Source organism: Hallella absiana (assembly GCF_025457485.1).
Taxonomy (GTDB): domain Bacteria; phylum Bacteroidota; class Bacteroidia; order Bacteroidales; family Bacteroidaceae; genus Prevotella; species Prevotella absiana.
This window is the reverse complement of record NZ_JAMXSP010000010.1, coordinates 73205-85409: the sequence shown is the minus strand read 5'-3', so window position 1 is coordinate 85409 and position 12205 is coordinate 73205. Positions and strand designations below refer to the sequence as shown.

Here is a 12205-nt window from a genome sequence, read left to right as displayed (position 1 = left end):
TCGTTTGAGAAATGCAATATCTAATAACATAAAGATCTAATTCGTTTTCCAATGAGAAAGAAATACATCCTGGTAGGGCTGCTGGTCATGTTCCTGGCCACAGGAGCCCATGCTCAGCGTGTAACCGATAAGCTCGACCGCGGTCTTGTCGCCGTGAAGACGTCGGGAGGTGTTTTCTGTTCCTGGCGTGTCAATGCTGAGGAATACTACGATGTTACCTATAACCTTTACCGCGATGGCGTGAAGGTCAACGACAAGCCTCTCACCGTATCGAATTACACCGATCCCGCCGGTACCGCCAGCAGTACCTATACCGTGCGACCTTTAATAAAAGGAGTGGAACTGACGGTCAGTTCCAAGGCTGCTCCCGTTTTGGCTTATGACTATCTTGAGATTCAAAAGCCTAAGCGCCTCTCCAACGACGGCAAGACTGACGTGACCGATGTCTATGAGCCCAACGATGCCACCATCGCTGATGTAGACGGTGACGGCGAGATGGAACTCATCGTCAAGGAGCTCTGCACCACCGACGACCCCAAGAACAAACCCGATGGTCCCGACTTCGATCGCATCGAGGTGCTTAAGCTCAACGGCGATCTGCTCTGGTGGATCGACTGCGGCCCCAACCTCTGCGACTTTCAGCACAACGAAACCAATATCGCTGCCTATGACTGGGACGGTGACGGCAAGGCAGAGTGCATCATGCGCGCTGCCGATGGTACCATCCTTCACACCGCTACGGGCAAGACCATCGTTGTCGGCGACAAGTCGAAGAACTATCGCGCCGACTGCCAGAACGGTTCCATGGCTGAGTTTTTCGTACATTCGGGTGCTGAATATCTCCTTTATCTCAATGGGCAAACCGGTGAGCCCTATCAGATAGGTCCCTCTGAACACCCCAATTATATGAGCTATCCTCTCAAGCGATTAGAGGACGGCGAGACGGATCTAAAAAAGGCGTGGGGCGACGGCTATGGTCACCGCAGTTCGAAGAACTTCTTTGGAGCCCCTTATCTCGACGGTCATAAGCCCAGTATCTTCCTCGCACGTGGTATCTACACCCGCCACAAGATGATTGCCCTCGACGTGGATCCGGCAACGCACCACCTCTCCACGCGCTGGCGCTGGAACTGCACCACACTGGGACCTTGGTATGGACAAGGCTATCACAACTATACCATTGCGGATGTCGACTGGGACGGACGCGACGAGATCTGCTTTGGCTCCATGGTCATCGACGACAATGGTAAGGGACTCAGCACCACGGGCCTCGGACACGGCGACGCACAGCATGTCGGTGACTTTGATCCTTACCGCCACGGACAGGAAATCTTTGCCTGCAATGAGGACGCGCCCGCCAATAACTATCGCGACGCTACCACCAGCAAGATCTATTATAGGCTCGCGGGCGGCGGCGACGACGGCCGCTCGATGATGGGCAACTTCTCAGATGACGTGCCAGGTGCCATTGGGGCGTCGGGGCACGACACGCCGATCAGTGCTGTCACTGCTAAACATACCGACAACACGAGCAAAGACTTCGACCTGAACTTCCGCATCTACTGGGACGGCGACCTTCTGGAAGAGACACTCAACGGTACACAGACTCGCAACTCCACCTTCCGCATCCATAAATATGGTAAGGGCGACATCAAGACCCTCGACGGTTCGCTGAGCAACAACGACACCAAGGCCACACCCTGCTTTCAGGGCGACATCTTTGGCGACTGGCGTGAGGAAGTCGTGGCACGTACGCCCGACAACAAGATACGCATCTACACTACTACAGACCCTACTGAGTATCGCAATTGCACGCTGCTCTCTGACAAGCAGTACCGCAACGCCATGGTATGGCAGATGAACGGCTACAACCAGCCGCCACACGTGAGCTACTTCCTCGGAAAGATGGAGGGCATCACTATGGCTCCGCCACCAGAGACCACCAACGGACGTACTGTCGTGAACAATGGTGGCTCCATCGGCACCGGACTCAACGACAAGCAGGTGCTTCTCGACGAGAACAACGACATGACGGTCAGCGTCAGCGAAGGCGCGGCTCCCTATATCTTCTTCGACAACGCGCCGACATGGGTACAGGGACACGACGATAACAACAATATTACTACCACTTCCTATACCCATACGCTCACCGGCGGTGCCTTCGCCGGTGCTATGAGACTCGTCAAGCAGGGCGATGGCACTCTCGTGCTGCCCAATGTAGACGAAAAATATACGGGCAACACCGACGTGTGGGCTGGTACGCTCGTCTTCGATGGTACGCTGAAGAGCAGCCGACTCTGGCTCAACCGTTTCGCCAACCTTCACAGCGACGGCGGTACGTTCTCCGCTATCAAGGCAGACTATGGCGCTGCTGTCCGTCCCGGCGGACAGGATAAGGTGGGCACGATCACCGCCGACACGCTTAAGCTTGGCTTTGGCAGTATTGTCGATTTCGACATTGATGCCAACAGAAACGCTGACCAAATCGTCGTGAACAAGGTGATGAGCATCGAACAGAAAGACTGGACACAAGGTCCCGAGTACCTCGTGCCACGTTTCAACTTCCACTTCATCGACGGAAATGTGAAGCCCGGAACTTATACGCTTGGAAAGGTACAGAAGATCGACGGCGATATTACTAAGGTGGTTGTCACCGGACTGAAGGGTCACAAGGCCGCCATTGCTGTCAACGATGGCAACCTCGTGCTCACCATAGCAGATACCCGTCAGGCCTCTGATGTAGCGTGGAGTGGCGCACAAGGATCTACATGGGATATTGCTGACGCAGAGAACTTCACCAACACCAGTGAGAAAACCAACGATGTCTTCGTCTCCGGCGACAACGTGACTTTCAACGACAATGCCGCTTCCGGCACGGTTGTCATCAAGGGCGAGGTAAGCCCGGCATCTGTTACCTTCAACAACAGCAAGCTCGAATATGATCTCTCGGGTGATGCCATCACCGGCAACACCACGATCACCAAGAAGGGATCAGCAACTGCCACACTTCACAATGTCAATGACTTCACGGGCTCGGTAAACATCGAAAACGGCACACTCGCTGTCGACAATCTCGGGCAGAAGTCAGGCGTCAACAATGGTGCACTCGGCGTCTATACTAATAAGGTGACGCTTAACGGCGGTACCCTTGAGACACTTACTACGCTCACCACCGACCATCCCGTTGTGCTCGGCGCTAAGGGAGGAACCATCCTCGTGGACGAAGGCAAGACGCTCACACTGAACGCCGGCATCACCGGCAATGGCAACGTTCTGACAAAGGCGGGTAAGGGAACGCTCACCCTCGCTCCATCGGCCAACTATGGTACACTCAACGTCATGGCAGGATGGGTCAATGGCCAGGAGAAAGACAATGCACATGGATATCCCAAGAATATCGTGCTCAACAACGGTACGACGCTCTCCGATGCTGATAATATATCCTCCTATTCCTCAAATGGTGTGAACGTGAAAGTGCCTGAGGGAGCCACTGCATCGTGGTATCTCGACTCGCGTTGCAACTACACGGGTCAGCTTACTGGCGGCGGAACGCTCAACCTCTACTCACGGAGTACACGCGCTTATCTCAAAGGCTATTGGGGCGACTTCACGGGGCGGCTGAATATTGCCGGTAAGAAGACCGGTTCTTACGATCCGATGCTCTATGTACAGGGTAGTCTGAAGAATGCCGAGATCAATGCTACGATAACGCTGAACAACAATGGCAGCAATGTTGCCGTCGGCAGCTTGAGCGGCTCGGCTGAACTCGACGGCAAGGGCACCTGGTCTGTTGGCGGCAACGACAAAGACTTCACCTTCCAGGGATATATCAATGGAGGAGGACTCATCAAGATCGGCAATGGCATGATGACCATCGGCAAGAAACAGGATAAACTTAATAAGCAGGTCGACGTACAGGGTGGAACGCTCAACATCAACAGCAGTGCCACAGCTATCACCGCAGACAACAAATGGTTTGGCTCACAGGCCGTCAGCGTCACTAATGGCGGGTGCTTTGCCGGACGTGGTATCGTGGAGAAGATCCTCGTCAACGATGGGGGTACGCTACAGCCCGGCAACGCTGCCAACGCTATTCAGTATGGCGCGCTGAAGACTGCCAACGGATGCTATCTCTATAAGGGAGCCAAGGTGCTGTTCAACATCTACTCTACTAAGCTCTATCCTTCTTTGGCCACCAATGGCACACTCTCGCTGGCTGACGGCTCTACAGTGGCTGTCGCGCTCAACAGCAAGTATGCGCCCAAGGTCGGAGATACCTTCACGCTTTGGGATGTCACCACGCTCAATGCCGCTGCCGACGGCGTGACACTCCAGTTGCCCACACTGCCCAATGGTCTTGCCTGGGACACTTCCGAGCTCTTCCAACAGAAGGGACTGCTGAAAGTAGTGGCCGCTACAGGCATCAACCAGCTCACTGCCGACGCGGTCTTCCACTGCGAGGTCTTTAAGACCAATGGCGCAAGAGTTGGTGTGCTCACAACGACCAAGGCAAGCCTCAATGAAGATATCCGTGGCCTCCACGTCGAACCGGGACTCTATCTCGTGAAGGTGGGTGCCACAACAATGAAAGTTCTTGTGAAATGATCCATCCCCTTTCATTGCTCCTCTTCCCGGCCCTCATAGGAGTGGGAGGAGGAGCTGATAGTCGCGCTTGCACATCCTTGCCACAAGGCAGTCAGGGACTTGAGCGTCTCGACCGTGGGCTCGTCGTAGCCCGTGGCGAGAAGACTGGCAGCTATTTTGTCTCCTGGCGCTCGCTGGCCGGTGACGAGCCTGACCTGCGCTTCACGCTGTTGCGCGACGGCAAGCCCTATGCCCGTCAACCTCAGCGGGCCACGTCGATGCAGGTCAGCGGTACACCGCATAGCCTTTGGCAAGTGGTCGCTGTCCATAGCGACGGACATTGTGACTCCTCGGCTGTCGTGATGCCTTGGACACTGCCGATGCTACGACTCCAACTCGACAAGCCTGCGGCAGGCGACGGCTATGACTATACCCCCAACGATTGTTCGGTGGGCGATGTCGACGGCGACGGACAGTATGAACTCTTCGTGAAATGGGAGCCCACCAATGCCCGCGACAACTCGACGGATGGTATGACTGCCCCCGTGATGCTCGATTGCTATAAAATGAAACTGCAGGGCGATGGACAAGTCAAAAGGCTATGGCGCATTAATCTCGGTGCGAACATCCGGGCGGGAGCACACTATACGCAGTTCATGGTCTACGACTTCGACGGCGACGGACGCGCGGAGATGATGTGCAAGACAGCGCCCGGCTCAGTCGACGGCACCGGACGCTATGTCAGCCAAGCCGCTACGGACAGCACGATCCTTACCGTGGACAACCAGCGCGACTGGCGCAACCGCCGTGGCCGAGTGGCGGGAGGGCAGGAATATCTCACCGTCTTCGACGGACTCTCGGGGCGCGCCCTCCACACCGTGTTCTATCAACCTAATCGCGACACTACCGTTGGCGGGGAGGCATCCGGCACCTTTGACTGGGACAACGACCGACATATCTTGGACAATGCCAGCTATGGCAACCGCGGTGAGCGCTATCTTGCTGCCGTGGCTTTCCTGCAAGGCCGTGATCACAACCCCTCCGCCATCTTCACCCGTGGCTATTACTCCTATGCTTTTGCATGGGCGGTGGACTTCGACGGGCACCGTCTCAAGACACGCTGGTTCCACGCCTCGCGCGATGGCAAACAATACACTGTCACTGATTCCCAAGGACATACTACTCACTACGATGCGGCACCACCCACCAGCGGGTCGGGGAGTGCCACGCTCTTTGCCAATGGCAACCACAACCTCAGCGTGGCGGATGTCGACGGCGACGGCCGTGATGAGCTTCTCTGGGGCTCCGCGGCACTCGACGACGACGGTCGCGTGCGCTATGCTACCGGCTTCGGCCATGGCGACGCCATGCATGTCTTTGCCATGAACCCGAAGCGGCAGGGACTTCAGGTCTTCGACGTGCATGAGAATAAAGGACCATACGCCTGGGACCTGCACGATGCCGCCACAGGAGAGATCCTCTTCAAAGGCGGACCAGCGGATATTGACAATGGACGCGGACTGGCTGCCAACCTCTCTGACAAAGCCCCAGGCGCACTGTTCACCAGTGCCGGGGATAACAGCCTGCGCTCGGCAGTGACGGGAAAGGTATTCTCTACGACCCGCTCTTCCATCAACTTCCGCATCTTTTGGGACGGTGACGAGCAGGACGAACTCCTCGACGGTGTCAACATCCAGAAATGGAGTCCCGATGGCAGAACCACGCTTGGCATCTTCGGGCCTACCAATGATTCGGGCAGCAATGCCGATGAGTCGAAGGAAGGACGGTACCGCCGTGGCACCCGCCGTACTTATTCTTTCCAACGACCCTCGGTGTCGTTCCAAGGTTATGGCAATCCGGCGTCGAACAACTGGACGAAGAACAATCCCTGTCTGCAGGCTGATCTCTTCGGCGACTGGCGTGAAGAGGTTATCTACCGCGACCGCGACGACAACAGCGTCATCTACATCTATATGTCGCAGATACCTACCACGATCCGCCACACCACGCTCATGCACGATCCGCTCTATCGCTTAGGCATAGCCTGGCAGAATGTGGGCTACAACCAGCCGCCCCATACCCTGCTGCCCTTCCCTAAGCATTGAACGCTCAGCATTGGGCATTGGAGCACTCGTCGTTCATCACTCACCATTCATCACTCATCATTCATCATTCATCATTCATCATAAACATCACTCATCTTTCAATATTCAACATTCAAAATGAAATACTTCCTTATCCTACCTCTTTTATCTGCCCTGCCCCTCATGGCACAAAACCGTGTGGCGGCTCCCTTGGAGGATATCAACCACGTCGTCGACCTTACGCTCGACAGCCTCGACAAAGCACAGACAGCACGCATTCCCGCCGGCAGTTCTCGCCACGGCAACAACCCCGTGCTCTTTCTCATCGGCAATTCCACCATGCGCAATGGCACGCTTGGCAACGGCAATAACGGACAATGGGGATGGGGATTCTATGAACATGCTTTTTGGGACGAGAACAAGATCACCGTGGAAAACCAGGCTCTCGGCGGCATGAGCAGCCGTACCTATTATAATAAGCTCTGGCCCGACGTGCGCAAAGCACTGCGCCCCGGCGACTGGGTCATCATCTCCATTGGCCACAACGACAACGGACCTTATGACAGCGGACGGGCGCGGGCTTCCATCCCCGGCGTGGGACACGACTCGCTCAACGTCACCATCAAGGAGACGGGCGTCAAGGAGACGGTCTACACCTATGGCGAATATATGCGTCGATATATCAACGACTGCCGCAAAGCCGGCGCACATCCCATCCTCATGTCGCTCACACCGCGCGATGCCTACGACCCGCAGACGGGAAAGATCGTCAGAAAGATCCATACGCAGTGGTTGCAGGCTGTCGCTGCCGAGGAGGGCGTACCCTTCATCGACCTGAACGAGATCTCGGGAACCAAGCTCGACGGCTTTAGCAAATGGAAAGAGAAATACTATTTCTATCAGGATCATATCCACACCAGCCGCTTCGGCGCGATGATGAACGCCCGCTCGGCTGCTGAGGGTATTGCTGCCAGTCACAATCCGGCCCTCAAGCCTTTGCAGTCCATGCTCCATAACCTTGCCCTGCCCACGGAGCCCGTGAAGCGCGAGGCTGGGAAGCCCGTGGTGTGGTTCACCGGTGACAGTACCGTGAAAAATGCCGATAAGGATAAGAACGGCATGTGGGGACTTGGCTCGCAGGCTTACACTGTCTTCGACAGCAAGAAGGTGGTCTGCTACAATGCCGCTATGGCGGGGCGCAGCTGCCGCACCTTCCTCAACGAGGGACGGTGGGAGCGTGTCTACAACTCCATCCAGCCGGGCGACTACGTGCTTATCCAGTTCGGTCACAACGACATTGGACCGATCGACCACGACAAGGAGCGTGGAGAGATCCCCGGTGCCGCTGACACTTGCCACGTATATAGAAGTAAGACGAAAGGTACCTATGAGCTCGTCTACAGCTTCGGCTGGTACTTGAAAAAGTTCATTGACGACGTGCGTGAGAAAGGTGCTACGCCGATCCTCGTATCGCTGACGCCGCGCAACGAATGGAGCAACGGACATATCGAGCGCCGCAACGACAGCTATGGCAAGTGGTACCGTGAGGTTGTGGACGCCACAGGCTGCGAGTTTGTCGACCTGCACAACATCGCCGCGGACTACTACGACAAGCACTGCGGATCGAAGGAAAAGGCGGCAAAGTATTTCAATCACGACCATACTCACTCCTCGCTCCTCGGTGCCCGGACCAATGTGCGGGCACTTGCCAAAGGACTGAAAGACATCCACAGCCCGTTGGCGAAGTATCTGAAATAAGAGAATCCCTTCCCTAACCCTCCCCAAGGGGAGGGGAGAAGCCCCACCCTACCCCTCCCCAAGGGGAGGGAAATGCTATACCAAATGGGTGGAAGGCTTCGTTGTTTGCAAAACATAGTTTGAAAGAACTGAATACAGAAAACTGAATACTGAAAACTGGATACTGAAAACTGATAAAATGAACCGACGACTTTTATCCTTGCTGCTCTGTCTCTTGGGCACATTGCCTTTGCTGGCAGAGACCGGCGCCGACAGCGTGCTGACCCTGGCTCGCCGTGTCAACGACCGCTTCATGAGGGTGTATGCCGACCCTACGCGGCCTACCTTTGTGAAGAAGGTGCGGCCGAGCTCGTTGTGGACACGTGCCGTGTACTATGAAGGTCTTATGGCACTCTATGCCATCGACCCACGACAATGCTATCTCGATTATGCCGACCGGTGGGGGGCCTTCCACCACTGGGCACCACGCGACGGCGTCACGACCACCGATGCCGACAACCAGTGCTGTGCTCAGACTTATCTTGAGCGCTACGCTATGACGGGCGACACGCTGATGGCCTGTCGCGTCAAAGCTAACCTTGAGCACCAGATAGCTACCGGACGCTATGACTACTGGACATGGATAGACGCCATACAGATGGCGATGCCGGTGTATGTGAAGTATTACAGTCTTACCGGCGACCGCCGCTATCTCGACTATGCCGTCAATAGCTATTTGTGGAGCCGCAACACTTGTGGAGGCGGACTCTTCAATAAAAAGGACGGACTGTGGTGGCGTGACAAGGACTATGTGCCGCCCTACCGCGAGCAGGATGGCAACGACTGCTATTGGAGTCGGGGCAACGGTTGGGTCTACGCGGCCCTGCTGAGGTGTATGGATGTCCTCAATGAGGACACGAAAGAATACAAACTGTTGGAGAAGGACTTCCTCGCTATGTCCAAGGCTCTGCTGCATTGCCAGCGTGCCGACGGCTTTTGGAATGTCAGCCTTCACTCCCCGGCAACCTATGGCGGTCCGGAGATGACGGGCACCGCGCTCTTCCTCTACGGCATGAGCTGGGGCATCCGTCACGGACTGCTCGCTGCCGCCAGCTACCGTCCGGCCTGCGACAAGGCTTGGCAGGCACTGATAACCTGCGTCCATCCCGACGGCTTCCTCGGTTGGAACCAAGGCACGGGCAAGGATCCGTCGGCCGGACAGCCGCTCAGCTATGACAAGATGCCCGACTTCGAAGACTATGGCACGGGTTGCTGGTTGCTTGGTGCTACGGAGTATGCGCGGCTGGCGCAACCTGCGCTCAATGCCTGCTTGCCCTTTGTACTGCCCGAGGCTCGTCCCGGCACACGTTGGTGGTGGTTTGGTTCGGCCGTGGATGAGACCGGGCTGAAAGACAATATCGACGCACTGCGCCACGTCGGCATGGGTACAGTGGAGATTACACCTGTCTATGGTGTACAAGGCAATGAGGCCCATGAGCTGTCCTATCTCTCTCCTGAGTGGATGCGCGCCTTGCAGATCACCGAGCGCACGGCTGCAGCCGACAGCGTGGAGGTGGACTTGAACAATGGCACGGGATGGCCCTTCGGCGGTCCTTGGGTGCCCATCGGCGAGGCGGCGTGCAAGGCGTTTTTCGTAGACACACTGGTGAATAGCAAGGCCGATATCAGCAAGCTGACCTTTTCCGTGCCCGACAAAGAAAAGAAATACGCGCGGCTGGCTGCCGTGAGAAGCTTTAAAACTGCCGACAAGCACCGCCAACGCGTGATCGCGCTCTTCGTTAGCCGTACCCGTCAGCGCGTGAAGCGGGCCGCTCCCGGTGGCGAGGGATGGGTGATCGATCACTTCGATTCACTGGCCGTGGCGCACTATCTCCAGCATATCGACTCGGCTTTCACGGCCAGCCACACCCCTTACCCCCATACTTTCTTCAACGATTCTTACGAAGTCTATGGAGCCAACTGGACGCCCCGTCTGCTCGAGGCGTTCCGTTCACGGCGAGGCTACGACCTCTTGGACAGCCTCGACCGTTTTGTCGACGGCGACGCACAGGTGGTCTGTGACTATCGCGAGACACTCTCTGACCTGCTCTATCACAACTTCACGCAGCAGTGGACGGCATGGGCACACAGTCATGGTGCCCTCGTGCGCAACCAGGCCCACGGTTCTCCTGCCAACCTGCTCGACCTCTACGGCACTGTCGACATCCCTGAGATAGAAGGCTTCGGCCTTTCTGACTTCGGCATCAAAGGCCTGCGGCACGATCCAGGATTCACGCGACCCAACTTCAGCGACATGAGCATGTTGAAGTATGCTTCCTCTGCCGCCCACGTCACGGGTAAGCCTTTCACCTCCAGTGAGACCTTTACCTGGCTTACCGAGCACTTCCGTACGTCGCTGAGCCAGATGAAGCCCGACCTCGACTTGATGTTCTCTTGCGGTGTCAACCACATGTTCTTCCATGGTACGCCCTACAGTCCGCGCAACGTGCCTTGGCCGGGATGGCAGTTCTACGCCTCGGTCAACATGAGTCCCACCAATTCCACTTGGCGCGACGCCCCTTGGTTGATGAGCTATATCCGCCGTTGCCAGAGTTTCCTGCAATGGGGCGATCCCGACAACGACTTTCTTGTCATCTTGCCCGTGAAGGAGATGTGGAAGAAAGATACCCGTCATCCGCTGATGCTCTTCGACATCCACTCTATGGACAAGAAGGCACCGGAGTTGATCCGTGCCATCCGTGAGATCGACTCCTTGGGCTATGACTGCGACTATATCAGTGAGCGGCAGCTTGCTCGCGCCAAGAAAGTAGGTGAGCAATGGATCACCGAGGCTGGCACACGCTATCGCGGACTCATCGATCCGACCAAGCCCATCGACAGTCAGACACTCGCACGTCTTGCCAACGCTGAACCGATGCGTACGCAACTGCACTTGAGAGCCATCCGGCGCAGAAACGGCATGGGCTATCATTATTTCATTGCCAACCTTACGCCCAACGATGTCGACAGCTACGTGCCGCTCGCCGTAGCGTGGCACGATGCGCTGTGGTACGACCCATTGACGGGTCGGCGCTATGCCGTGGAGCAGCGCAACGGACAACTGCATGTGGCACTGCGGAGTGGTGAAAGCATGATCCTCCAAACCTTCGACCGCACGCTGCCGCAGACGCTTGCCGCTCTGCCCCACCGTGCCCTGCCGGGAGACCAGACAAAAGTGCTGGGCGGTCCTTGGCAACTCGCCTTCGAGCAGTCGGCACCGACGGTGCGCCGCACGTGGAAGCTCGACAAGCCACAGACATGGGAAACGCTTGGCGACGACAGTGCTGCCGTGACAATGGGCAGCGGAGCCTATACCACCACATTCCGTCTGAGTGCTGACGAGGCGCGTCGGCCGTGGTTGCTCGACCTTGGCGATGTGCGTGAGTCGGCAGAGGTATGGGTCAATGGCCGCTTCGCCGGCTGTGCGTGGTCAGTGCCGTTTACCCTCGACGTGAGCGGACTGCTGAAGAAAGGCGACAACACGCTGCGCGTCGTGGTCACCAACCTTCCTGCCAACCGCATCGCAGACATGGATCGCCGGGGCATCACATGGCGTGTGATGAAAGACATCAACGTCGTCGACCTGCAATACCATAAGACTGGCTACGCCGATTGGACTCCCATGAAGAGTGGACTCAACGGTAGCGTCAAGCTGATAGAACTTCACCATTGATACGCTCTAAGGCAAGTGGCATGCGCTACACCTTATTATATATAGGCATGCTACACCTTATCATGTA

At 56.5% G+C, this 12205-nt stretch carries 4 protein-coding genes and 1 pseudogene; all 5 read left to right on the top strand.

What is annotated here, in order from left to right; translation table 11 throughout:
* Window positions 1–51: 51 nt before the first annotated feature.
* The 5 genes and pseudogenes from NG346_RS06980 (at window position 52) to NG346_RS06960 (ending at window position 12138) form a co-directional block, all read left to right on the top strand.
* A complete protein-coding gene (locus NG346_RS06980; RefSeq protein ID WP_262288495.1) occupies window positions 52–4605 on the top strand; it encodes a rhamnogalacturonan lyase family protein in 4554 nt (1517 codons plus the stop codon).
* Entirely contained in the window at window positions 4602–6689 is a 2088-nt protein-coding gene (locus tag NG346_RS14520; protein WP_317620784.1) for a rhamnogalacturonan lyase, read from the top strand. The genes NG346_RS06980 and NG346_RS14520 overlap by 4 nt, the downstream gene beginning before the upstream one ends.
* A 117-nt stretch (window positions 6690–6806) precedes the next feature.
* Entirely contained in the window at window positions 6807–8426 is a 1620-nt protein-coding gene (locus NG346_RS06965) for a GDSL-type esterase/lipase family protein (protein WP_262288494.1), read from the top strand.
* Between the two features lie 178 nt (window positions 8427–8604).
* Window positions 8605–9711 (top strand): annotated as a pseudogene (locus NG346_RS14515) (glycoside hydrolase family 88/105 protein); the annotation flags it as partial.
* 84 nt (window positions 9712–9795) lie between these two features.
* Window positions 9796–12138 carry a glycosyl hydrolase gene (locus NG346_RS06960; RefSeq protein ID WP_317620785.1) on the top strand — a complete coding sequence of 781 codons (2343 nt, stop codon included), beginning with the start codon at window positions 9796–9798 and terminating at the stop codon, window positions 12136–12138.
* The last annotated feature ends 67 nt before the right edge of the window (window positions 12139–12205 follow it).